This window comes from Mesorhizobium sp. M0217 (assembly GCF_040321955.1).
Classification (GTDB): Bacteria; Pseudomonadota; Alphaproteobacteria; order Rhizobiales; family Rhizobiaceae; genus Mesorhizobium.
On sequence record NZ_JAMYSN010000006.1, the window covers coordinates 13917 to 37729 of the forward strand.

General features: G+C 64.0%; 25 protein-coding genes and 1 riboswitch. Of the genes, 17 read left to right on the forward strand and 8 right to left on the reverse strand.

Annotation, left to right across the window (positions count from 1 at the left end; all coding sequences use genetic code 11):
• A riboswitch (cobalamin riboswitch) is annotated at positions 1-202 on the forward strand.
• Between the two features lie 117 nt (positions 203-319).
• The 8 genes from NKJ18_RS12450 (at position 320) to NKJ18_RS12485 (ending at position 8159) form a co-directional block, all read left to right on the forward strand.
• Positions 320-1567 carry an aromatic ring-hydroxylating oxygenase subunit alpha gene (locus NKJ18_RS12450; RefSeq protein ID WP_023668884.1) on the forward strand — a complete coding sequence of 416 codons (1248 nt, stop codon included), beginning with the start codon at positions 320-322 and terminating at the stop codon, positions 1565-1567.
• 37 nt (positions 1568-1604) lie between these two features.
• Entirely contained in the window at positions 1605-2705 is a 1101-nt protein-coding gene (locus NKJ18_RS12455; protein ID WP_023755571.1) for an FAD-binding oxidoreductase, read from the forward strand.
• A gap of 159 nt (positions 2706-2864) precedes the next feature.
• Positions 2865-3287 carry a PqqD family protein gene (locus NKJ18_RS12460; RefSeq protein ID WP_023725910.1) on the forward strand — a complete coding sequence of 141 codons (423 nt, stop codon included), beginning with the start codon at positions 2865-2867 and terminating at the stop codon, positions 3285-3287.
• 153 nt (positions 3288-3440) lie between these two features.
• Positions 3441-4490 carry a serine kinase gene (locus NKJ18_RS12465; RefSeq protein WP_352758305.1) on the forward strand — a complete coding sequence of 350 codons (1050 nt, stop codon included), beginning with the start codon at positions 3441-3443 and terminating at the stop codon, positions 4488-4490.
• Complete coding sequence (locus tag NKJ18_RS12470) at positions 4487-5230, forward strand: glycosyltransferase family 2 protein (RefSeq protein ID WP_352758306.1); 744 nt, start codon at positions 4487-4489, stop codon at positions 5228-5230. Before NKJ18_RS12465 ends, NKJ18_RS12470 begins: the two co-directional genes overlap by 4 nt.
• 33 nt (positions 5231-5263) lie before the next feature.
• Complete coding sequence (locus NKJ18_RS12475; protein ID WP_023703622.1) at positions 5264-6016, forward strand: glycosyltransferase family 2 protein; 753 nt, start codon at positions 5264-5266, stop codon at positions 6014-6016.
• Positions 6001-6693: a glycosyltransferase family 2 protein gene (locus NKJ18_RS12480; protein WP_245261955.1), complete on the forward strand. Its 693-nt coding sequence runs from the start codon at positions 6001-6003 to the stop codon at positions 6691-6693. Before NKJ18_RS12475 ends, NKJ18_RS12480 begins: the two co-directional genes overlap by 16 nt.
• Positions 6693-8159, forward strand: coding sequence for a nucleotidyltransferase family protein (locus NKJ18_RS12485; protein WP_023745159.1), 1467 nt, complete (start codon positions 6693-6695; stop codon positions 8157-8159). The genes NKJ18_RS12480 and NKJ18_RS12485 overlap by 1 nt, the downstream gene beginning before the upstream one ends.
• A gap of 45 nt (positions 8160-8204) precedes the next feature.
• Here NKJ18_RS12485 and NKJ18_RS12490 read toward each other — a convergent pair whose 3' ends face one another.
• From NKJ18_RS12490 to NKJ18_RS12515, 6 genes are all read right to left on the reverse strand, one after another.
• On the reverse strand, positions 8205-8945 hold the full coding sequence (locus tag NKJ18_RS12490) for an FAD-binding oxidoreductase (RefSeq protein ID WP_023745160.1): 741 nt from the start codon (positions 8943-8945) through the stop codon (positions 8205-8207).
• Positions 8942-9553 carry a sulfite oxidase-like oxidoreductase gene (locus NKJ18_RS12495; protein ID WP_023745161.1) on the reverse strand — a complete coding sequence of 204 codons (612 nt, stop codon included), beginning with the start codon at positions 9551-9553 and terminating at the stop codon, positions 8942-8944. The genes NKJ18_RS12490 and NKJ18_RS12495 overlap by 4 nt, the downstream gene beginning before the upstream one ends.
• A gap of 130 nt (positions 9554-9683) precedes the next feature.
• Positions 9684-9893, reverse strand: coding sequence for a PDZ domain-containing protein (locus NKJ18_RS12500; protein ID WP_352597323.1), 210 nt, complete (start codon positions 9891-9893; stop codon positions 9684-9686).
• Between the two features lie 30 nt (positions 9894-9923).
• A complete protein-coding gene (locus NKJ18_RS12505) occupies positions 9924-10688 on the reverse strand; it encodes an MBL fold metallo-hydrolase (protein WP_050588119.1) in 765 nt (254 codons plus the stop codon).
• Positions 10688-11854 (reverse strand): diphosphate--fructose-6-phosphate 1-phosphotransferase, encoded by a 1167-nt coding sequence (locus tag NKJ18_RS12510; protein ID WP_023756519.1) that lies wholly within the window; start codon positions 11852-11854, stop codon positions 10688-10690. Before NKJ18_RS12510 ends, NKJ18_RS12505 begins: the two co-directional genes overlap by 1 nt.
• 99 nt (positions 11855-11953) lie before the next feature.
• Entirely contained in the window at positions 11954-12721 is a 768-nt protein-coding gene (locus NKJ18_RS12515) for a L,D-transpeptidase (protein WP_023668871.1), read from the reverse strand.
• 229 nt (positions 12722-12950) lie between these two features.
• Between NKJ18_RS12515 and NKJ18_RS12520 the strand changes: the two genes are divergently transcribed.
• The 3 genes from NKJ18_RS12520 (at position 12951) to xylB (ending at position 16460) form a co-directional block, all read left to right on the forward strand.
• On the forward strand, positions 12951-13574 hold the full coding sequence (locus NKJ18_RS12520) for a LysE family translocator (RefSeq protein ID WP_352758307.1): 624 nt from the start codon (positions 12951-12953) through the stop codon (positions 13572-13574).
• 24 nt (positions 13575-13598) lie between these two features.
• A complete protein-coding gene (locus NKJ18_RS12525) occupies positions 13599-14924 on the forward strand; it encodes a tetratricopeptide repeat protein (protein ID WP_352758308.1) in 1326 nt (441 codons plus the stop codon).
• An 81-nt stretch (positions 14925-15005) separates the two neighbouring features.
• The gene (xylB, locus tag NKJ18_RS12530; protein WP_023745167.1) at positions 15006-16460 is read left to right on the forward strand and encodes a xylulokinase; all 1455 of its coding nucleotides are present in this window, start codon (positions 15006-15008) and stop codon (positions 16458-16460) included.
• 191 nt (positions 16461-16651) lie between these two features.
• Here the strand turns inward: xylB and NKJ18_RS12535 are convergent, their stop codons facing one another.
• A complete protein-coding gene (locus NKJ18_RS12535) occupies positions 16652-17014 on the reverse strand; it encodes a nuclear transport factor 2 family protein (RefSeq protein ID WP_023745168.1) in 363 nt (120 codons plus the stop codon).
• 113 nt (positions 17015-17127) lie between these two features.
• Between NKJ18_RS12535 and xylA the strand changes: the two genes are divergently transcribed.
• On the forward strand, positions 17128-18453 hold the full coding sequence (gene xylA / locus NKJ18_RS12540; protein ID WP_023684279.1) for a xylose isomerase: 1326 nt from the start codon (positions 17128-17130) through the stop codon (positions 18451-18453).
• A 205-nt stretch (positions 18454-18658) separates the two neighbouring features.
• Positions 18659-18862 (forward strand): hypothetical protein, encoded by a 204-nt coding sequence (locus NKJ18_RS12545; protein WP_023684278.1) that lies wholly within the window; start codon positions 18659-18661, stop codon positions 18860-18862.
• 61 nt (positions 18863-18923) lie between these two features.
• Here NKJ18_RS12545 and NKJ18_RS12550 read toward each other — a convergent pair whose 3' ends face one another.
• On the reverse strand, positions 18924-19904 hold the full coding sequence (locus tag NKJ18_RS12550; RefSeq protein ID WP_023668864.1) for a GlxA family transcriptional regulator: 981 nt from the start codon (positions 19902-19904) through the stop codon (positions 18924-18926).
• Positions 19905-19982: 78 nt separating this feature from the next.
• Here NKJ18_RS12550 and bcoG point away from each other — a divergent pair, with 78 nt between their 5' ends.
• From bcoG to NKJ18_RS12570, 4 genes are read left to right on the forward strand one after another with little or no spacing between them, the layout of a single operon-like run.
• Positions 19983-20906 (forward strand): 3-dehydrocarnitine:acetyl-CoA trimethylamine transferase BcoG, encoded by a 924-nt coding sequence (bcoG, locus tag NKJ18_RS12555; protein WP_023668863.1) that lies wholly within the window; start codon positions 19983-19985, stop codon positions 20904-20906.
• 14 nt (positions 20907-20920) lie between these two features.
• On the forward strand, positions 20921-21544 hold the full coding sequence (locus tag NKJ18_RS12560; RefSeq protein ID WP_023702512.1) for an HD domain-containing protein: 624 nt from the start codon (positions 20921-20923) through the stop codon (positions 21542-21544).
• 2 nt (positions 21545-21546) lie between these two features.
• Entirely contained in the window at positions 21547-22641 is a 1095-nt protein-coding gene (locus tag NKJ18_RS12565; protein WP_352758309.1) for a 3-hydroxyacyl-CoA dehydrogenase NAD-binding domain-containing protein, read from the forward strand.
• Between the two features lie 5 nt (positions 22642-22646).
• A complete protein-coding gene (locus NKJ18_RS12570; protein ID WP_352758310.1) occupies positions 22647-23810 on the forward strand; it encodes an acyl-CoA dehydrogenase family protein in 1164 nt (387 codons plus the stop codon).
• Positions 23811-23813: the final 3 nt, after the last annotated feature.

Here is a 23813-nt window from a genome sequence, read left to right on the forward strand (position 1 = left end):
TTAGATGATCGCATCTCAGGTGCCGCTTCGTGACGACGCAGCGGAGAATTGGGAAGCCGGTCAGAATCCGGCGCTGCCCCCGCAACGGTGGTGGAGTTGAAGTCGCAACGGGAGACCACTGGGCAAGAGCCTGGGAAGGTGTCGCGATGGTCCGCAAGGACAACTCCAGAGCCCGGAAACCAGCCCGAGATGCATAGACTCGACTGATCGCGGTGGGCGGTCAAGAGGTGGATAGTGCATGTCCGGCGCCGCGCCGGCCTGCGTCCGATCCTTCCTCCATCACCACCAAGTTCAGTCCTTAAACCACGAGGACAGAACTATGGATACGCGCAACGACATGCTGAGGCTCCTGAACGGCCGCAAGCAAGGCTTTTCGCTGGAACAGCCCTTCTACACCGACCCGGACTATTTCAAGCTCGACATGGAGCTTATCTGGTATCGCGACTGGCTGTTCATCGGCCATGATTGCGAACTGCCGAAGCCCGGCAGCTATATCACCGTGCAGATCGGCGATTATCCGGTGGTGCTGGTCCGCGACCAGAAGGGCAACATCAACGCCTTTCACAATTCCTGCCGCCATCGCGGCAGCCGTGTCTGCAACACTGAGAAGGGCATGGCGGCAAAGCTTGTCTGCCCCTATCACCAGTGGACCTACGAGCTTGACGGCCGGCTGCTGTTTGCCCGCCAGATGGCCGACGGTTTCGACAAGAGCCAGTTCGGCCTGAAGCCCGTCGCCTGCGAGAGCGTCGGCGGCTACATCTTCATCTGCCTGGCGAAAGAACCTGCCGACTTTGCGCCGATGCGCGCCATGATAGAGCCCTACCTCAAGCCGCACCGGCTGAATGAAGCCAAGGTCGCCTTCGAGAGCACCATCATCGAGAAGGGCAACTGGAAGCTGGTCTGGGAAAACAACCGCGAATGCTATCACTGCGCCGGCAATCATCCAGAGCTGTGCAAGACATTCCCCGAAGCGCCGACGGTGACCGGCGTGCAGGGCGCCGACAGCGATCCGGAGATGCTGGCGCACTGGGCGAAATGCGAGGCGGCGGGCCTGCCGAGCAAGTTCCGCATCGATCCGGCCGGGCAATACCGCGCCACCCGCGCGCCGCTGCTGCGCGATGCCGTCAGCTACACGATGTCCGGAAAGCGCGCGGTGACGAAGAACCTGTCCGACACTGTTGCCGCCGACCGCATCGGCACCTTGATGCACTACCACTATCCGACGACCTGGAACCACATACTGATCGACCATGCGGTCACCTTCCGGGTGCTGCCGATCAGCGCCACCGAAACCGCGGTGACGACCAAGTGGCTGGTGCACAAGGATGCGGTCGAGGGGGTCGACTACAACCTTGAGGAGCTCACCCATGTCTGGACCGAGACCAACGACCAGGACCGCCGCATCGTCGAGGAAAACGCCTTTGGCATCCTGTCTCCGGCCTATGAGCCCGGCCCCTATTCGGAGCTGCACGAGGGCGGCGTGATCCAGTTCGTCGAATGGTACGCGGCCTTCATCGGCCCGCGCCTTGCCGAAGGCGGCCGGCCGGCGCTACGCAGCGTCGCGTGAGCTGGAGCAGGCGAAGAGGGACCAGAGGATGAATGCGATGACGGATCTTGGGCTCTATCGCCATCTTGACCAGATGGCGCCGTGGAACGATAGGCTGCAGGTGCTGGAAGTGATCGGCGTCAGCGACGAGGCGCCCGACGTCAAGACCTTCACCTTCCGCTCCGACAACCAGACCTGGTTCCGCTACAAGCCGGGCCAGTTCCTGACGCTGGAACTGCCGACACCGGACGGGCCGCTGATGCGCACCTACACGCTGTCGTCGTCGCCATCGCGGCCGTTTTCGATCGCGGTGACGGTCAAGGCGCAGGCCGGCAGCATCGGCACGCGCTGGATGTTCGACCATCTGGTGCCCGGTTCGCATGTCAAGGCCTACGGACCGGCCGGCGACTTCTCGTTGCACAGCCACCCGGCGGCCAAATACCTGTTCATTTCCGCCGGCTCCGGCGTGACGCCGATGATGTCGATGCTGCGCTGGCTGAACGACTGCGCGCCATGGACCGATGTCGGTTTCGTCAACTGCGCGCGGCGTGCCGAAGAGATCATCTTCCGCAAGGAACTCGAACTGCTCGGCGGCCATATGCCCGGCCTGTCGCTCGGCTTCATGATCGAGGAACGTTCCAGCCGCGAAGGCTGGTACGGCCATATGGGGCGCATCGATGCGATCCGGCTGCCCTTGCTGGCTCCGGATTTCCGCGAGCGCGAAATCTTCTGCTGCGGCCCCGATCCGTTCATGCGCGCCGTGCGCGGCATGCTGGATGCCGCCGGCTTCGACATGACGAAATACCATCAGGAGAGCTTTGCCGCGCCTGTGATGGAGGAAATTCCGGCGCCGTTTGCCTCCCCGGTCGAGGACGGCATCGCTGCACCTGTCGAAGCCGTGACGCCGATCCGCTTCTCGCTTTCGGAGGTCGATGCCGGCTGCGTCGCCGGCCAGACCGTGCTGCAGACCGCGCGCAGCTCGGGCGTGCGGATTCCCGCCGCCTGCGAGTTCGGCCTGTGCGGCACCTGCAAGGTGAAGAAGGTCTCCGGCGAAGTCGAGATGAGCCACAATGGCGGCATCCTCGACCACGAGATCGATGACGGTTTCATCCTTGCCTGCTGCTCGAAACCGTTGTCGGCGCTCGAAATCGAGGCTTGAGCCGGTCGACTTCGCCGCAACGGTCGCCGACGCAGGCGGTGTTCGCGGGTCTTTGTCTTGCCAAGCATAGGCCGAGTGATTTAGACGCACTTAGGAAGGGCTGGCAGGCCGTGAAACTGGCGCATCCCTTCATGGGCGCATGGAACGGGGGACAGAGCGATGCAACAGCGGGTCTACGCGGTCGCAAGCAAGGACATCGTTTTCGAATCATTCGATGGCGAAGCCGTCGTTCTCGATCTTTCGAACGGCAAGTATTTCGGCTTTTCCGATTCCGGCAGCCGGGTCTGGCAGGCTTTGTCGTCCGGCGTCGCCACTGAAGCGCTGGTCGGAGCTGCCGCGGCCGCCGCAAAAATAAGCCTGGCCGACCTCGAAAGCTTCGTTGCCCGACTGCTCGATTTCGGGTTGCTTGCACCAGCCGAAACACCGGCGCAACCGCTTTCGGGCGAGCTGTCGTCTGCGCTTGCTGCCAGCAATGAGCCGCTCAAGGTCGATGTCCACGACGACCTTGCCGATCTCATCATTGTCGACCCGATCCATGAGGTCGAGGAACCTCTCGGCTGGCCGGCGGTGAAACAGGCATAATCGTTTCCCTAAAGCGCGTCGCGTTTGAACGGACTCAGGCGACGCGGTTTAGATCTTTGATTTTATGCATGTCGTCGTCTCAAAACCGGGGCCACCCCGAGCGACATGCATCAGGCGACCCGGCGCAATTCTGGACGCTGGAACAACGAACACATGCCTTTGATCACGCTGCAAACCCTGCCGGATTATGCCCGCCATGTGCTGGCGGCCGCGGAAAGCGCCGCCGCCTTCTATCCCGTTACCGCCGGGGTGCGGTTGCCGGGACTGGACCTGAGTGTCCACCTCGACCATGGCACGCTGGCGGAAGCCATGAGCCATGCCTTCATACCGGCCCCGGAAAATCCGTCTGCATCTGACGGCTGCCGCATTTTCGTCGCCCACCCGGCCATCGATGGCGTCCCCGCCCCGGCCACCTGGGGCCGAGGCGATTACAACCATCATGCCTTTGCCAACCGGCTGGAAGAGGCCGGATTGCGCGGCAGCTACTATCATGATCTCGACTTCTGGCAGTTCCATGATCCGCAACGCCATGTCGGGGCGCAGCTGATGATGTCGGCCGACGCCTTTCCGCCATGGGAACAAGGGGCGCCGCTGCGCGCCTTCCTGCATTGGGAATATGCGGCGCGCGGCATGCGGCTCACCCATGCCGGCACGCTGGGCATCGATGGCAAGGGCGTGTTGCTGGCGGGCTCCGGCGGAGCCGGCAAATCGGGAACGGTCGTCGCCGGCCTGCTCAATGGGCTCGATAGCGTCGGCGACGACTATGTGCTGATCGACCGGACCGAGGGGGTGACGGCCTATCCGCTGTTTGCCACGCTCAAGCAGGATCCGGAGGGCTTCAAGCGGCTGAAGCTGGAGGGTCGGCTAAATTCGTACCAACCGCTGAACTGGCAAGGCAAGCATGCCTTTCACATCAACGAGGTCGCGCCTCGACCAACTCCTGCAAGTCTGGACATTATTGCTTTGATAGTGCCCCATATCAGGGGAGGTGCGAGAAGCTCGGTCATGCCCATATCGCGCAAGGATGCCATGATCGCCTTGGCGCCGTCAGGAATCGTGCAGATGCCGGGCGAGCGGGAAGCGGGCTTTCGCTTTTTCAGCGAGCTTACCCGCGATCTGCCATGCTACCGGCTGTCGCTGGGGACCGAGCCGCGCGAGATCGCCGGCACGATTGCGGATTTCGTCCTTCGGGGCGCTGCATGAAGTTGAGCATCATTGTGCCGGTCTACAATCGGGAGATCTATGTCGTTTCGACGTTGCGGTCCCTGCTCAGGCAACGCGACGATGCCGATCTCGATATCATCGTTGTCGACGACGGCTCGACGGACAGCTCCGTTGAAGCACTCCGCGCCATCATGCGGGAAGCGTCGTGCATCCGCCTGTTCCAGCAGGCCAATCACGGCGTGGCCAACGCCCGCAACACAGGGCTGAAGCAGTTGCTGCCGCAAACCGAACTGGTGTCGTTCCTGGATTCGGACGACGTCTCGCCGGCTGGACGATTCAAGGCTGACCTACCCCTGTTCGCGGCCGACCCTGCGCTCGAGCTGACCTACTCGCTGATGACGCGCGTCGATGTCATGGACGACGAAACCCTCCAACCGGCACCGGGCGGCGCAGGTCCCACCGTGCGCGGCGTCAGCCTTAGCGCCGGGATATTCCGCAGGGCACTGATCGACCGTGCCGGTGCTTTCGACGAGGAGTTCCGGCAGGGCGAAGACGCCGACTATCTTCTGCGCATTTTCGAAACCAGCCCGAAGCACATTTTTCCCGACACCGTCGCGGTATACTACCGGCGCCACCCCGGCAATTTGACCAAGCAAAGGGATGTGGCGGTGCGCGAATATCTGCGTGTGATTCAGAAATCCTTGCGGCGGCGCAAGGCCGATCCGTCGCGGCGCCCGGTCGAGGGGCTTTTCGAGATCAAGCGCCCGGCAGAGTGGTGAAAGAATGAACAGATCACAGCCTGGAATGCGTGCTTGAAGCTGAGCGTGATCATGCCGGTCTACAACCGCGAACGCCATGTCGGCTCGGCGCTGCGCTCGCTGCTGAGGCAGCGCGATGCCGCCGATCTCGACATCATCGTTATCGATGACGGTTCGACCGACAGTTCGGTGGCGGTCGTGCGTTCGCTGATCGCGGAGGCGCCGTGCATTCGCCTTTTCCAGCAGCAGAATGCCGGGGTGACGCGGGCACGCAACGCGGGCTTGCGGCAATTGCTGCCGCAGACCGGGCTGGTATCGTTTCTCGATTCGGACGACATTTCCCCGCCGGGCCGCTTCAAGGCGGATCTGGCCTGTTTCGACGCAGACCCCACCCTCGAGCTGACCTATTCGCGCATGACGCTGGTCGACGACATAGATGACGATACGCTGGAGCCGACAGCCGACAGCCACTCGATGACGGTTCGCGGCATTCACCTGTCTCCCGCTATCTTCGTCCGGCGGTTGGTCGAACGCATCGGCAGCTTCGACGAGGATTTCCACCAGGCCGAGGACACCGACTATCTGCTGCGCACTTTCGAAAGCGGTCCGAAATTCACGATGCCCGACACTGTTGCGCTCTATTACCGGCGCCATCCCGGCAACATGACCAGGCAGGCCGATGTTCCTTTTCGCGAATTCATGCGCGCCGTCTACAAGTCGATGAAACGGCGCGAGGCCGACCGCTCCTTGCACCCTGTCGACGGCATCTTCGATTTCAAGGAACTTGCGAATTGGCGTTTCCTGTGATGGCCAGCTACGGCGTCGTCATTCCGGCCTTCAACGCGACCGCCACCATCGCCGAGACGCTGCGATCGGTCGCGGCCCAGACGGTCCAGCCCGACGCCATAATCGTAGTCGATGACGGCTCGACCGACGATACGGTCGCGGTGGTCAATGCGCTGGGCATGCCGGTGCGGGTGTTGCGCCAGGACAATGCCGGACCAGGCAGCGCCACCACCAGGGGCATCGCCGCGCTGGCGACGCCCTTCGTCGCCACGCTCGATGCGGACGATCTGTGGCTGCCGACCAAGATCGAAAGGCAGCTGGAGCATTTCGAGCGGTTTCCCGCGACGGCAGGCGTCTTTGCCCACTGGCGGACGTTTCGCGATGACAAGCCCGATGTGCAACAGGACGTGGCGGTGGCGGGCTGGTCGCGCACGACGATGATGATCCGCCGGGAGGTGGCCGAGGCCGTCGGTCCGATCATCGACCCGCAAGGCGGTCGCGGCGACATGGTCGACTGGATCGCCCGTGCCCGTGAGGCGGGCTTTGCGCTTGCCATGCTCGACGATGTCCTGACCTTGCGCCGCATCCGGCCCGACAGCATGTCCTATGGACGCGACCCCGTGCGCGACCGCGGTTATGTCGAAGTCGTAAGGCTGGCCATGCAAAGGCGAGCAGCGAAAAAGGCGAGCGCCGACTGATGGCCAATGCCATGCGCCGTATCGGCCGTCGGTTTCCGGACTATGGTTGGTCATGGCCCACTGGCGGCCTAGACCAGTTGCTGAAGGCCGCATTGCTCCCCGATGAAGAGGCGGCCGGGGGCTATGCGGCGCGCTGGCTCGATGAGAACGACATCGACCATGCTGCCTTCCGAGAGCATCGGCTGCTGGCCGCGATCTCCGACAAGTTCGGCCGCAAGCTCGCTGGGCATCCGGCCTATCCACGTCTTGTCGGCCTGCAAAAGATGCTGTGGACCAAATCGCGGCTGGCTGCGCGCGAGGCCGAGCCGGCGCTACAGGCCATGATCGACGCCGGCTGCGCGGTGATGCTTATCAAAGGCGCCAGCCGCATCGCCGTCAACGCGTCGGCGCAGCGCGGCCGGGTGGCGCATGACATCGACATGCTGGTGCGCCCGCAGGCCATGATTGCCGCCTTCGATGTGCTTAGCGAACGCGACTGGCAGATCGCCACCGGCGTCAGTCCGCAATATCTGCGCACCAGGCTGGCGTCCTTGCGTTCGATGAATTTTTTCAAGGGCAGTTTCGGCGACATCGACCTGCACCAGCTCGCTTATGACGGGTCGCAGCAAAGCGCGGAAGATGATCTGGCGATCTGGCAGCGGGCGCTGTCAGCCGATTTCAATGGCGTCCGCGTGCTTGTTCCCTCTCCGGCCGACCGCATGGCGCTCGCCATCGCACATGGCGGCCTCGATGCCCACACCCACAGCGACTGGCTGGTCGACTGTGCGGTCGCCATCGAGAGTGGCGCAGTCGACTGGGGCGTGTTCGCCGACGTCGTCGCCAAGCGGGGCCTCGCCGTCGCCGCGGCGGTGGCGCTCTCCTATCTCTGCCTGGAGATCGGCATCGCGGTGCCGGAGGCCGAACTTGCAAAGACGATTGAGTTGGCCGACCGCGCCGGCCTGTCGCGCTGGTCCTCGGTGCTGCAGGCCAAGCCGCGCACCGATTTCGGCGGCCTCGTTTGGCTGTCGCGAGGCTTTGCCAAGCAGTTGCGCCTCAAACGCAAGAAGGGCCGCCTGCAGCAGCCGACGCCCGCCGTCTGGCGCGGCAGGCCGACATTGCGCAAGGCAAGAGCGACGCCGGAACCGTTCGCGCTTTCCCAGCCCCTGCCGCGTCCGGACAGGACTGGAGAGATGGTGCTGGACGTCACCGTCAGGATCGTCGTTCCACCAATCCGGCGCCGCATCGAGATGGAAATCAATGCCGGCGGCGGCCATGTCGCCCGCCTGCGTTCCATGGTGATCAGCCGCGCCGGCGGCGGACGTGTGCTGCGCTTTCGCGGCAAGGTAACGGTGGACGACACCGGCCGGCCTCTGGTGATCGAGGCACGGCCATCGCGCCAGTTCCGCAACTGGGACAATGAGGCCGAAGTCGCCGCCTATGGCGCGCTGCCGTTCCAATTGCTGTCGGCAAGGTTTTCACCCACCTGAGAGCGGGTGGCTGTTTCCATGAAACGGTGAACCACTGTGGCCCTCTCAGACGCCATAGCGCTCGGTGCGGATGATTTCCGCTGGTATGCCGGCGTCGATCAGCGCCTGGGCAGCCGCCGAGACGAAGGCGTTCGACCCGCAGACGAAGGCGAGCGCCGGCGGCCGCGGCAGCCGCGTGAGCGCCTGCATGACCATTGCCGTGTCGATGCGCCTCGAATAGTCGGACGGGCGCCGTGCCGCCTCGCGCGTCAGCGTAAGCACCAGCTCGAACCCGTCGCGGCGGTCACCGAGACCGATCAGCTCGTCGCGGAAGATCACCTCGTCCCAGACCCGCACCGAAAACATCAGCGCCACCGGCACCGCCGATTTGCGCAAGGTTCGATGCCGCACCATCGCCATCAGCGGCACCACGCCGGAGCCGCCGCCGACCAGAAGCAGCGGCCCGCCATCCCCATCGGACCAGACGAAATGGCCGCCGAGCGGCCCGCGCAGTTCGATCTCGTCACCGACCGCGGCGATGTCGTGGAAGAAGGGCGAGACTTCACCGTCGTCGAGCTTCTCGATCGCCAGCTCGATCGTGGCGCCGCTCTCCGGCGCCGAGGCGATGGAATAGGAGCGGCGCGCCTGGTAGCCGTCAGGCGCCGTCAGCCTGACGTCGACATGCTGTCCGGCGCGATAGGCGAATGGCCGTGACAGCGCGAAGAAGAAACTGGTGACGCGTGGCGTCCGCTTTTCGATCCGGGTGATTTTCGCCGTCTGCCAGGGAGATTGCGGCGCTTCGCTCATGGATCGCCGCTATAGCGCTGCTCGCGCCACGGGTCGCCATAGATGTGATAGCCGCGCAATTCCCAGAAGCCCGGCTCGTCGCGCTCGGTGAACTGCAGCCCGTTCAGCCATTTGGCCGATTTCCAGAAATAGAGATGCGGCACCAGGAGCCGCGCCGGGCCGCCATGGTCGGCAGTGATCGGCTTGCCTTCATAAAGGAGCGCCACCATCGCCTTCCCCGCGGTGAGATCCTTGGCCGGCACGTTGGTGGTGTAGCCGTCATAGCCATGCGCCAGCAGGAAGCCGGTCGGCGCTTCGATGCCGGCATCGGCAAGGATGTCGTCGACCAGCACGCCTTGCCAGGCGGTATCGAACTTGGTCCAGGCGGTAACGCAATGGATGTCGCGCGTCATCTTGGTCAAGGGCAGCGCGTTGAACTCGGCCCAGTTCCACTTCTTGATCGGGCGTGGCCCGTGCCTGAGCGTGAACGACCAGTCCTCGGTGCGCACGCGCGGCGTCGGCCCCGCCGACAGCACCGGAAAGCCCTGTTCGAGATACTGACCGGGCGGAATGCGCGCATCGGTCTCCGTCGGAGGCTTTCGACCGGAGGAAAAACCGCGAGTGACCATTTGACTGTCCGTTTTTAGCAGGCCATTGCCGGCCTGCCGTAATGTTCTCGAAGATGTCGCGGCGGGCAACAGGAATTTCGGCGGCCGTGCGGCAGGCCTGTCGGTGGTCCGGCGAGCCTGCCATGATGTCTCAACCGGCGGCGAAGGATACGGCGACGAGGATTTGCGCGTCGCCGCGATCGATCAAAAGCAGCACCGACTTCCGGCCCGATCTGCCGGCCTCGGCGATCGCCTGGTTGGCTTGCCGCGCATTCCGCACCGGCGACTGGTCGACGGCGACGATGACGTCGCCCGGCTGCAGGCCGGCATTGGCGGCTGCCTTGTCCGGACGCTCGACCACGGCGCCACGCTGGTTCCGATCACAATGTCGTCAGCGGCCTTCGGTGCGCCTGAGATAGGTTGTGGCGATCTCGCGCATCCGGTTGCCGTCGAAGCTCGGCCCATGGCCGCCATGGCCGAGACGGACAGGCAGATCGAGGAGCCGCTGCATGGTACGGCGATAATCAGGCCGGCAGGAATCCGGCAGGTCGTCGATCAGCATGGAATCGTAGATGGCGTCGCCGGCAAAGAACAACCCGTCCGTCTCTTCGAACAAAGCGATCGAATCCGGCGAATGTCCGGGCAGATGCAGGACGCGGAACTGCCGGTCGCCGAGGTCGACGATGTCGCCCTCGTCCAGCGTGCGCGTCAGCGGCGCCGGCGGGATCTTGTAGTCGGCCGCCGTCCAGCCCGGCGCCGGCAATTTCGAAACGGCGCCGTCGAGATTGTTGAACATGTAGGCGTAGGTCACCTGATCGTTCATGGTCTCGAAATGCTCGGCACTGTGCCGCGGCCCGGCGCGCAGCGGAAACTCGTGCAGCGAGCCGACATGGTCGAGATGGATGTGGGTGGCGACAACGATGAGCGGCTTGCCCTCGGGCGTGTCGATTTCAGGCGCCAGCGGGCAGATGCCCATGCCGGTGTCGACCAGCAGGTCGGCGTCGCGTCCCCTGAAATGCCAGATGTTGGCGCGCACGAAATCATGCACGAACGGCTCGGTCAGCATCGTCGTGCGGTCGTCGATGATCGTCTTGCCGAACCAGTCGCCGACAACGCGCTCGCCACCAAAACGGGTGCCGCCAAAACGGCCGCCCATCAGACGAAGGGCTTTCCCACCTTGTATTTTTCCGGCACCAGCCGCTTCAGGTAAGCCATGCCCGCTTCCGACAGCTGGTTGACATCGGGCTTCATGAAATCGTCGGGCATATGGCGCGTCTTGCCGGCGACGTTCTTCAGCGGCACCTTCTTCAGCACGGTTTTCGTGCCGTCATATTGCAGCGCCACCGAGCCACCGCCTTCGCCGGCAACGGCAACCGCGAAGGCGCCGGCGTCGAAAGCCTCCCGCGCGTCGACGGCGCTGATCGCGCCGACATAGCCGCGCGGCATGTAGCCAAGCGCATCGACGCGGGCGCGCTTGCCCGGCAGGCCTTCGGCGAGCGCACGTTCCAGAGCTGACGGCAGGTCGCTGCCCGACAGTTTGACGTTGCCATGCGCGTCGCGCTCGAGCTTGTCCGGCGGCACCAGGCTTTCGACCAGCGCCTTGCCGTCGGCGGTGCTGACTCCTTCGGAGACGGCGACGATGCAACGCTTGTGGCGGTCGAGCGTGGCGCGCACGTCGTCGATGAAACCGGCGGCGGAGAACGGCCGTTCCGGCACGTAGACCAGATGCGGGCCGCTGTCGGGATCGAGCTGCCAGGCTGCAGCCGCCGCGGTGAGGAAGCCGGCATGCCGACCCATTACGATGCCGACATAGATGCCGGGCAATGCGCGGAAATCGAGATCGACGGACAGGAAGGCGCCGGCGACGAATTCGGCCGCCGAGATGAAGCCCGGCGTGTGGTCGTTTTCCTCGAGGTCGTTGTCGATGGTTTTTGGCGCATGGACGAAAGCAATGCTGCCGCCGGCGGCGTCGGTCAGAATCTGCTGCGTGCCCGACGTGTCGTTGCCACCGATGTAGATGAAAGCGTCGGCGCCGGCCTTCTTCAACCCGTTGAGGATGACTTCGCAATAGGCAGCGTCGGGCTTGTCGCGTGTCGAGCCGAGCGCGGCACTCGGCGTGCCGGCGATCAGCCGCAGCCGGTCCTCTGGGATGGCGGAGAGGTCGACATAGTTGCCGTCACGAATGCCGCGCACGCCGTGGAGCGAGCCCAGCACCTTGGCGCCGGGATGGCGCTTGCGGACTTCCAGCGTGGCCCCGACAACCGTCTGGTTGATGACGGCGGTCGGGCCGCCGCCCTGTGCGATGACAAACGTTCCAGCCATGCTCGATCTCTCCCGGCGCTGTGGTTTTCAAGGCACCTTGGCCTAGCTTGCCGCATCGCGCAACGGGAGTTTCCAGCGGCGCCAAACCGCCGCACAGGATCAGACGACCACGACCGGGTTCTTCTTGGAAACGCGGCTGTAGAGGTCGATGATATCCTGGTTGATCAGGCGCACGCAGCCCGACGACATCGCCTGGCCAATGCTCGCCCATTCCGGCGAACCGTGTATGCGGTAGCCGGTGTCCTTGCCGTCCTGGTAGATGTAGAGGGCGCGTGCGCCGAGCGGGTTGGTGAGGCCACCGGGCTGGCCGTTTTGCCATTTCACCAGTTCCGGCTTGCGCTGGATCATCTCCGGCGGCGGCGTCCAGGTCGGCCATTCCTTGCCGTACTGGATGTTGGCGCGGCCGGACCAGCGGAAGCCGTCCTTGCCGATGCCGACGCCGTAGCGGATGGCGTCGCCGCCCTCCTGCACCAGATAGAGCTTTCGCTCCTGCAGATGCACGACAATGGTGCCGGGCGCCTCGCCGGTCTCGTTGACGACGATCTGGCGGCGGAACTCCGGCTTGACCTTCTGATAGGGCACCGCCGGCACTTCGAAGCCGCCATCGTTGAGCGAGGCGTACATGACATCAGGGCCGGTGACGTTCTTGTCGACGCTGATCGCCGGACGGATCGGCCGCACCGAGCCGGTGACCGTGTCATCCAGCTGGAATTGCGGCAGCTCGAGCGTCGAAGTGCTGCAGCCGGCCATGCCGAGCAGCGTCATGGCGCCGGCCCCTGACAGGACGAAGCGGCGGGAATAGAGATGTTCGGTCTCGTTTGCGTCGCCATTTGCTGGCGGCGTCACATTCTGCGGCAACTCACGCATGCACCCAAACCCTACGCTGTCGGCGGGAAACACGGTCCGGCCGGATGGCAGGCAGTTTCGCCAAACATGGTTGAAAAAGGGTGAAGGCCCAACGACCGGTCTTAAGCCTGTGCCGCCAATAGCCGCAGCGATCTGGCGAAATGGTCCGCCGTGCATTTTTGGGAGAGGGCTCTTTACATTCCTCCGCACACGAGGATTTATCCTTTTCTTTGCGCTCAAGGAGACAAAGATGTCGTTCGAAAACTGGGCCGCCTTCGCCGCCGCCTCCACCGTTCTGCTCGTCATTCCCGGCCCGACCATTCTTCTGGTCGTGTCCTATGCGCTGGGCCAGGGCTGGCGCACCGCCTTGCCGATGGCCGTCGGCGTGGCGCTGGGCGACTTCACCGCCATGACCCTGTCGATGCTGGGCATCGGCGCGCTGCTGGCCGCGTCGGCGACCGTGTTCACCATTCTGAAGCTGATCGGCGCCTGCTATCTGATCTATCTCGGGGTAAAACTGTTTCGCGCCGGCGGCGCGCTCAAAGCCGAACCACGCACAGATGCCGTCTCGGCCGCCAAGATGATGGCGCACGCCTGGCTGGTCACCGCACTCAACCCGAAGAGCATCACCTTCTTCGTCGCCTTCCTGCCGCAGTTCCTCAACCGGGAAGCCGATTTCTGGACACAGATGCTGATCTTCGAAGCGACCTTCCTGGCGCTCGCCTTCGCCAATGCCTTCGGCTACGCGCTGGTTGCGGCGCGCGCCCGCAACGTCGTACGCAACCCCAAGGCGATCCGCATCTTCAACCGCACCGGCGGCACGCTGCTGGTCGGCGCCGGGATCGCCACGGTGGCGATGCGCTCGGGCAATTAGGAACTGCGGAGCATCAGGGCCGATATGGCAGTAAGAGATCCATTCGGCCTAATGTTTTCGGGCGCGACCGAGGCCGGGTTTTCACCCTACAGCCAGGCCGTTCATGAATTGCAATGCTTCGTCGGCGACCCGGTCGGCTCCGTTGACCGCGCCATATCGGCGGATCCCGGTTTCGTCATGGCGCATGTCTTCAAGGGGTATCTGTTCGGCCTCGCCACCGAACGCGAGGCAATGGCGGTCACCCAGGCATGCCATGCTGCGGCACTGCCGCTTGCCGCGACGCCGCGCGAACAGGCGCATGTGGCGGCCCTTGGCCACCTTGCCGAGGGACGCTGGCATGACGCCGCGCGCCTGCTCGAAGATATCGCCATCGACAACCCGCTCGACGCGGTGGCGTTGCAGGTCGGCCACCAGATCGACTTCTTCACCGGCAATGCCCGCATGCTGCGCGACCGTATCAGCCGCGCGCTGCCGTCCTGGCAGAGCGGCATGCCAGGTTACCACGCCATTCTCGGTATGCAGGCCTTCGGTCTCGAGGAGATGGGCGACTATATCAGAGCCGAAAGTTTCGGCCGACAGGCGATCGAGATCGAGCCGCGAGACGGCTGGGCGCAGCATGCGGTCGCCCATGTCATGGAGATGCAGAGCCGGCAACGGGACGGCATCGCCTGGATGCGCGCCAACCCCGGGGCGTGGACGAAGGAAAGCTTCCTGCAGGTGCATAATTGGTGGCATCTGGCGCTGTTCCACTACGATCTCGGCGAGACCGACGAGGTGCTCAAGCTCTATGACGGGCCGATCTATGGCGAGCGTTCGACGCTGGCGCTGAACATGGTCGACGCCTCTGCGATCCTGTGGCGGCTTTATCTCGGCGGTGTCGATGTCGGCGACCGCTGGGCAGCGCTCGCTACCAACTGGGCGCCGAAGGCTGGAGCCGGCAATTACGCCTTCAACGATGCGCATGCGATGATGGCATTCGTCGGCGCCGGTCTCGAAGCGCCGGTCAAGATCTTGCTCGAAGCCCAGCACGAGGCGATGCGCGGCAGCGACGACAACGCCGCCTTTACCCGGGATGTCGGCCAGCCACTGACGGAAGGCATCAAGGCATTCGGCGAGGGCAATTACAGCGAAGCGGTGCGCCTGATCCGACCGGTCCGCGCCATTGCCCATCGCTTTGGCGGCAGCCACGCCCAGCGCGATGTGATTGATCTCACGCTGATCGAGGCGGCGTTGCGCGCCGGCGACACGGCGCTTGCCTGGGCGTTGACGGCCGAGCGCGCACTGGTCCGGCCGGACAGTCCGCTGTCGGCGCTGTTTTCGCAACGCGCCGCCAATTTGTCAGAGAATTGACCCGCGGCGGATCTTGTTTTAAAAACTGGCAAGCCAGATTTTTTCGAGACCCGAAAAAATTAATGGCAATGGGAGGAATGCATGTATCTCGGCCTCGATCTCGGCACGTCGGGCGTCAAGGCGCTGTTGATCGATGCCGGGCAGAAGATCATCGGCTCCGGCCATGCTTCGCTTGACGTATCGCGGCCGCATCCCGGCTGGTCCGAACAAAACCCCGCCGACTGGATCCGCGCCTGCGAGACGGCCATCGCCGAGCTGAAAACGTCGCACCCGAAAGAGCTTGCCGCGGTCAAGGGCATCGGCCTTTCCGGCCATATGCATGGCGCCACCTTGCTCGATGCCGGCGACCAGGTGCTGCGCCCCTGCATCCTGTGGAACGATACGCGCAGCCACGCTGAGGCCGCCGCGCTGGATGCCGACCCGCGCTTTCGCCAACTCACCGGGAATATCGTCTTCCCCGGCTTCACGGCGCCGAAACTCGCCTGGGTGAAGAACAATGAGCCCTCCGTCTTCGCCAAAGTGGCGAAGGTGCTTTTGCCGAAGGATTTCCTGCGGCTGTGGCTGACCGGCGAGCATATCTCAGAAATGTCCGACTCGGCCGGCACCTCCTGGCTCGATGTCGGCAAACGGCGCTGGTCCCCCGAGTTGCTTGCGGCGACATCGCTCGACGAAAGGCAGATGCCGTCGCTGGTCGAAGGCACGGAGAAGGCCGGAGCCTTGCGCGCCGAACTGGCCGCCAGCTGGGGCATAGCATCGGGCACCCCGGTTGCCGGCGGCGCCGGCGACAATGCTGCTTCGGCCTGCGGCATGGGCACGGTCGGCGCCGGCCACGCTTTTGTGTCGCTGGGCACATCTGGCGTGCTGTTTGCTGCCAACGCTTCCTACCTGCCCAATCCGGCAAGCGCGGTGCACACCTTCTGCCATGCCCTGCCCAACACCTGGCACCAGATGGGGGTCATCCTGTCTGCGACCGATTCGCTGAACTGGCTGTCGGAGATTTCAGGCAAGAAGGCCGGTGAATTGACCGCCGAACTTGGCGATGTGCTGAAAGCGCCGAGCGGGGTGTCGTTCCTGCCCTATCTCTCGGGCGAGCGCACGCCGCACAATGATTCCGCCATTCGTGGGTCCTTCACCGGACTGGCGCATGAGTCGAGCCGCGCGGTGCTGACGCAGGCCGTGCTTGAAGGCGTCGCCTTCGCATTCCGCGACAGTCTCGAAGCCTTGAAGACCGCCGGCACGGATTTGACGCGGGTGACGGCAATCGGCGGCGGCTCGCGCTCGCGCTACTGGCTGAAGGCGATCGCTACGGCGCTGCAGGTGCCCGTGGACATTCCGGCCGACGGCGATTTCGGTGCTGCCTTTGGCGCGGCGAGGCTTGGTCTGATCGCGGCGACAGGGGCTGATCCGCTGGCGGTGTGCACGGCGCCGAGGACGGATGCGACGATCGAGCCGGATGCTGCGCTTGGCGGGGCGTATGCCGATGCGTACCAGCGCTACCGGGCGCTATACCCGGCGATCAAAGGCATGACCGCGTGAGTCGGCGCGAGGCACCCCCCTCTGCCCTGCCGGGCATCTCCCCCGCAAGGGGGGAGATCGGCAGCGTCGGCGGGTATGCCAGTCTTGTAAGGTGGGTGATTAGCGAAGGCGTGGATGCCAGCCAATCTCCCCCCTTGCGGGGGAGATGCCCGGCAGGGCAGAGGGGGGTGTCTCGCGCCACCCTTAATCGATCACTGCGCCGGCACCTTGTCCAGAAACCCGGTGACGCTCTTCAGGCGCCCATTTTCGACAACACCGATATCGGTGCCTTCGATAACCGACGGCACGCCTTCCGGCCCAAGATTCCACGAGAAGCGGATGCGGTCGCCAAACCCGTCCGGCGTACCCTTCAGCGAGAACCGGAAGCCGGCGAAGCGCTGCTGTACGCCGTCGATCAGCCCAGCAACGCCGGCGTGGCCGTCGCCCTGCATGAGCGGATCGCGGTAGCTGACGTCTTCGGTGAAGGTGGCCTTGAGCAGTTCGGCACGGCGATCCGCATCGGCCTCGTTCCAGGCGGTGATGTAGTTCTGGGCGATCGTATTGAGGTCGGTCATGGTCTGTCTCCTTCGTTGAGTGGCTTTGACACGAGGCTTTTCACCCCAAGCGAGAGCGAAACCAATTACGCCTGAGGTAATCAGGGTGAACTATTCGAGAGAGGACAGAAATCATGAGCAGCGGATTTTTCGGCGACATCAAAGCGATCAAGTATGAGGGGCCGGATTCCACCAATCCGCTGGCCTACCGCTTCTACAATCCCGACGAGGTGGTGGCCGGCAAACGGCTGGAAGACCATCTGCGCTTCGCCGTCGCCTACTGGCATTCTTTCGCCTGGCCGGGCGGCGATCCCTTTGGCGGCCAGACCTTCGACCGGCCCTGGTTTCCCAAGGCTGGCGGCGTCGACACGATGGAACTGGCCAAGCTGAAAGCCGACGTCGCCTTCGAGATGTTCTCGCTGCTCGGCGCGCCCTATTTCTGCTTCCACGACGCCGACGTGCGGCCGGAAGGCAAAGATTTCTCCGAAAGTGCCGCGCGGCTCGACGAGATCGCCGACTATTTTGCCGCCAAGATGAAGAAGACCGGCGTCAAACTGCTCTGGGGCACGGCCAACCTGTTCTCCAACCGCCGCTTCATGTCGGGCGCCGCCACCAATCCCGATCCGGATGTCTTCGCCTATGCGGCGGCGACGGTGAAAAGCTGCATCGACGTCACGAAGCGGCTGAAGGGCGAGAATTATGTACTGTGGGGCGGGCGCGAGGGCTATGAAACGCTGCTCAACACTGATCTTGCTCGCGAGCAGGAGCAGGCCGGGCGCTTCCTCAGTCTCGTCGTCGACTACAAGCACAAGATCGGCTTCAAAGGCACGATCCTGATCGAGCCGAAGCCGCAGGAGCCGACCAAGCATCAGTACGACTACGACGTTGCCACGGTCTACGGTTTCCTCAAGCGCTTCGGGCTGGAGAAGGAAGTGAAGCTGAACATCGAGCAGGGCCACGCGATTCTTGCCGGCCATTCCTTCGAGCACGAGCTGGCGCTGGCCAATGCGCTCGGCGTCTTCGGCTCGATCGACATGAACCGCAACGACTACCAGTCGGGCTGGGACACCGACCAGTTCCCCAACAATGTGCCGGAGATGGCGCTGGCCTATTACCAGGTGTTGCAGGCCGGCGGCTTCAAGACCGGCGGCACCAATTTCGACGCCAAGCTGCGCCGCCAGTCGCTCGACCCGCAGGACCTGCTGATCGGCCATATCGGCGGCATGGATTCCTGCGCACGAGGTCTCAAGGCAGCCGCCAAGATGGTCGAGGACAAGGCGCTGTCGGGTCCGCTGGCCGAGCGCTATGCCGGTTGGAACACGGCCGAGGGCAAGGCGATGCTGTCGGGCAAGCGCTCGCTGGAAGACATCGCCGAGCGCGTGGTGAAGAAGAAGATCGAGCCGCAGCCACGCTCCGGCCGCCAGGAGTTGCTGGAAAACATCGTCAACCGCTACGTCTGAGGGCGGAAAGCCGATTCGTTGTGCTCAAGGGTGGCTGGATAACATTCCGGCCGCCCCGGAATGGGGTTTGCGCAAGACCCTATCCGACGACAAGGGTTTGCCCTTTGGCGCCCCTCAATGACCTCGCTCTTGCCTTCAAACTGCCGTCACGTATCTCGTATAAGGATGCGGTTGTGGCGGGTGAAAAGGAAGGAGGCGAACCGATATGCAGCATGAACGCGAAATCAACGCCCTGCTCTCATCCGGCGAGACCGGATCGATCATCGACCGGCTGATGGCGCTGCCGCGGCCGACCGACAGCGTGAAAAACGAATGGGATCGTGCTGTCAGCAGCCGATTTGAAGTCCGTCTGGCGAGGCAGATGCGCTCGCAGATGGACGCCGGCAGCGATCGACAGAACGCAGCCTGATCTCCCTTTGTCTGTGCATGTCGTAATCCCAAAACCGCGACACACTTTTGGGCGACATGCATCAACCTCGGCGCAGCCTGACCGGGGCTTCGCCGAACGCTCTTGAAAACGCTCTGGAAAATGCCGCGGCGGACGAGAACCCCGTCCGCCCGGCAATATCCGCCATGGCGATCCGCGTGTCGACCACCAGCCGCCGCGCCGCGCCCAGCCGAAGCCTGAGATAATATGCGCCCGGCGTCTCGCCGATCGACTTGCGAAAAATGCTCTCCAATGTCCGCGCCGTCACCCCGGCGCGTTTTGCCACCGCGTCGATGGTCAGCGGCTGGTCGACATGCGATTCCATCAGCCGGATAGCCTGCGCCAGACGCGGGTCGTAGCCGTCGAGCCGGCCGAGCGAGACCAGCGGCTGCGCGTCGGTCGCGGCGCGCGCCTGGTCGTAGATGAAGACGCTGGCGACATCGAGCGCGACGGCCATGCCGAGCCGGGTGCGGATCAGATGCAGCATCAGGTCGAAGGTCGGCGACGCCCCGCCCGAGGTGAACACCGGTCCGTCGATGACGTAGCGGTCCGGACGCACGTCGACGCCGGGAAAGGCGGAGGAAAAATCCTCCATGTCTTCCCAATGGGTGGTGGCGCTGCGGCCTTCGAGGAGGCCGGCGCGCGCCACCAGCCATGTGCCGGCCTCGACGCCGCCGCAGGCGCGAGCCGCGCGGGCCGCTCGCCGTAATCCGGAAAGCAGAGCCGATGTCGCGTAATTCTGGGTGCCGAAGCCGGCGACGACGACAAGCACGTCGGTCGGCTCGGCCGCATCGAAGCGGCCCCTGACCGCCACCGGCAGGCCGCATGTGGTGACCGGCGCCTCGCCGGTGACCGAGACCAGTTTGAAATCGAACAGCGTCTCGCCTGAGATGCGGTTGGCGGCGCGCAGCGGGTCGACGGTCGACGCCACGCACATGATGGACGAGCCTGAAAACACCAGCAGCGTCACCTTGAGCGGCGATCGCTCAGCGCGAAAGATGGTCGGTTTTTCGCTTTTGATCACGAGAGCTTCGTAAATTGCAAAACAGTTTCCGGCAAGTCGGTCATTGTTAGGGTCTGTTTCTATGGGGAGGAGATGTCCATGCCGCTCGCGATGAACCGTGAGGTTTTCATTACCTGTGCCGTGACCGGGTCCGGCGGCTCGCAGGACCGCTCCCCGCATGTGCCACGCTCGCCCAAGCAGATCGCCGATTCGGCGATCGATGCGGCCAAGGCCGGTGCCGCCATCGTCCACTGCCATGTCCGCGACCCCGAGACCGGCAAGCCGCGCCGCGATGTCCATCTCTACCGCGAAGTGACGGACCGCATCCGCGCGGCAGAAGTCGATGTGATCCTGAACCTGACCGCCGGGATGGGCGGCGACATGGTGTTCGGCTCACCGGAAGCGCCGCTGCCGCTCAATGAAAAAGGCACCGACATGGGCGGCGCCACCAACCGCATGGAACATGTGCGCCAGTGCCTGCCGGAAATCTGCACGCTGGATTGCGGCACCATGAACTTCGCCGAGGCCGATTATGTCATGACCAACACGCCCGGCATGCTGCGCGCAATGGGCGGCATGATGACGGCGCTCGGCGTCAAGCCGGAGATCGAAGCCTTCGATACCGGCCACCTCTGGTTCGCCAAGCAGCTGGTCGAAGAAAAGGTCTTGAATCCCGACGCGCTGGTGCAGCTCTGCATGGGTGTGCCGTGGGGGGCGCCGGACGACCTCAACACCTTCATGGCCATGGTTAACAACGTGCCGTCGACCTGGAACTGGTCGGCCTTCGCCATCGGCCGCAACCAGATGGCCTATGCAGCCGCTGCAGTGCTCGCCGGCGGCAATGTCCGCGTCGGTCTCGAAGACAATCTCTGGCTCGACAAGGGCGTGCTGGCCACCAATGCGCAGCTCGTCGAGCGCGCGGCCAGCATCGTTACCAATCTCGGCGCCAGGATTTTGGGGCCGGAGGAAGTGCGCAGGAAGCTCAACCTCACCAAGCGGGCGCCGATCGCAGCGGCTGCTTAAGACGGGAGCGGATCATGGCTACCGTCAAATTCACTGCGATGAAGGATGGCGACAGGCAAGACTATGAGTTCCTGACCGCCCATGAGATCGACTATGCCGCCAGGACCGGCGAGCGGCTGCTCGACGCACTGGTGCAACTCGACGAAGGCCTGTCGGGCTACAAGATCACCAGGCTCGGCCATTCGCTGCAAGCGGCGACGCGGGCCTGGCGCGACGGCGCCGACACCGACTGGATCGCCTGCGCGCTGCTGCACGACATCGGCGACATCTACGCACCGTACAATCACGACGAATACGCCGCCTCGATCCTGAAACCTTTCGTGCGCGAGCAATGCACCTGGGTGGTGGAAAAGCATGGCGACTTCCAGCGGCTCTATTACGCGCATCATCTCGGCGGCAACCGCCATGCTCGCGACCGCTTCGCCGGCCATGCCTATTTCGACGATTGCGACCAGTTTTGCGAACGCTGGGACCAGTCGAGCTTCGACCCGGACTACGACACGCTGCCGATCGAATTCTTCCGGCCCTTCGTGCTCGAAGTCTTCGCCCGCAAGGCCTACGACCCCTCCGTGATCCGCGTTGGCGAGCGCGTGCCTCTCATCGACCCTCAAACCGCCAAGACAAAAACCGGAGCCTGACCATGAGCATCATCAACAAGGCAGCCGCCATTGGCGGCGGTGTCATCGGCGCCGGTTGGGTGGCGCGGTTGCTGCTCAACGGCATCGATGTGTCGATCTTCGATCCGGACCTGGAAGCGTCGCGCAAGGTCTCGGAAGTGATGAAGGGCGCGCGCCGCGCCTACAGGCAGATGGTTCCCGGCGGCCTGCCCAGGGAAGGCAGACTGACCTTTGCCAAGACCATCGCCGAGGCGGTGGCTGACGCCGATTTCATCCAGGAGAGCGTGCCGGAGCGGCTCGACCTCAAACACCGCGTACTGGCCGAGATCGATCTCTACGCGCCGGCCAACGCCATTGTCGGCTCGTCCACCTCGGGCATCAAGCCGACCGACATGCAGGTGGCGATGAAGAAGCATCCGGAGCGTCTGGTTGTCGGACATCCCTTCAACCCGGTCTATCTGCTGCCGCTGGTCGAGATCGTCGGCGGCGAACAGACCTTTCCAGAGGCGATCGAGGTCGCAAAGGAGATCTATGCATCGATCGGCATGAAGCCGGTGGTGATCCGCAAGGAGATCGAGGCCTTTGTCGGCGACCGCCTGCTCGAAGCGGCCTGGCGTGAGGCGCTGTGGCTGATCAAGGACGGCATCTGCACCGTTGAGGAACTCGACGACATCATGCGCTATGGCTTCGGCCTGCGCTGGGCGCAGATGGGCATGTTCCAGGTCTATCGCGTCGCCGGCGGCGAAGCCGGCATGCGCCACTTCATGGCGCAGTTCGGGCCGTGCCTGAAATGGCCGTGGACCAAGCTTATGGACGTGCCGGAGTTCAACGACGAGCTGGTCGATCTTATTGCCACCCAGTCGGACGACCAGGCGCACGGCCTGTCGATCCGCGAACTGGAAAGGATCCGCGACGACAATCTGGTCGCGATCATGGATGCTCTGTCGAAACAGAACAAAGGCAAGGGCTGGGGCGCCGGCGCCTTGCACAAGGACTATACCAAGCAGTTGGCCAAGCTGGCGGCGAAGAAGCCGGCCGCATCCAGGGCCGCAGAAAAGGCCAAGGCATCGAAGCCGGTGAAGAAGGCGGAAAAGCCGAAGAAAAAGAAGAAGGGCTGAGGACCATGGATTTCGGTCTTTCGGAGGAACAGAAGCTCATTGTCGAGACGACGCGCGCGTTCGTCGAGAATGAGCTTTACCCGCATGAACGCGAGGTCGAGCGCACCGGCGTGCTGCGCCGCGAGTTGATCGAGGAGATCAAGGTCAAGGCAATCGAAGCCGGGCTCTATGCGGCCAACATGCCGGCCGATGTCGGTGGCGCCGGCCTCGATACGGTGACCTGGCTGCTCTACGAGAAGGAACTCGGCCGCGCCAACTATGCGCTGCACTGGACCTGCGTCGCGCGCCCCTCCAACATCCTGCTCGCCGGCACGCCCGAGCAGCGCGAAAAGTACCTGTTCCCGTGCATCCGCGGCGAGAAGTGGGACTGCCTGGCGATGACCGAGCCCGGCGCCGGCTCCGACCTGCGAGGCATGAAGGCGACCGCGGTGCAGGACGGCCACGACTGGGTCCTTAACGGCACCAAGCATTTCATCTCCCATGCCGATCTTGCCGATTTCGCGATTTGTTTCATGGCTTCGGGCGAGGAAGAAACGCCGCGCGGCAAGCGCAAGAAGATCACCGCCTTCTTCGTCGACAAGGGCACCAAGGGGTTCACCGTGCGCGACGGCTACCGCAACGTCTCGCATCGCGGCTACACCAACGCCATCCTCGAATTCGACGATTGCCGCCTGCCGGCAAGCCAGGTGCTGGGTGAGGTCCACCAGGGCTTCGACGTCGCCAATTCCTGGCTCGGCGCCACGCGCCTGCAGGTCGGCGCCACATGTCTCGGCCGCGCCGAGCGGGCGCTCGGCCACGCCATCGAATACTCGGCGCAACGCCAGCAGTTCGGCCAGCAGATCGGCAAGTTCCAGGGCGTGTCGTTCAAACTCGCCGACATGGCGACCGAATTGAAGGCGGCGGACCTGATGGTGTTCGAAGCCGGCTGGAAGTACGATCAGGGCACCGTCACCGATCAGGACATGGCCATGGCGAAGCTGAAGGCTACCGAAATGCTCGCCTTCGTTGCCGACGAAGCCATCCAGATCCATGGTGGCATGGGGCTGATGGACGACCTGCCGTTGGAACGCATCTGGCGCGACGCCCGCGTCGAGCGCATCTGGGAAGGGACATCGGAAATCCAGCGCCACATCATTTCGCGGGCGCTGCTGCGCCCGTTCGGGGCATAACCC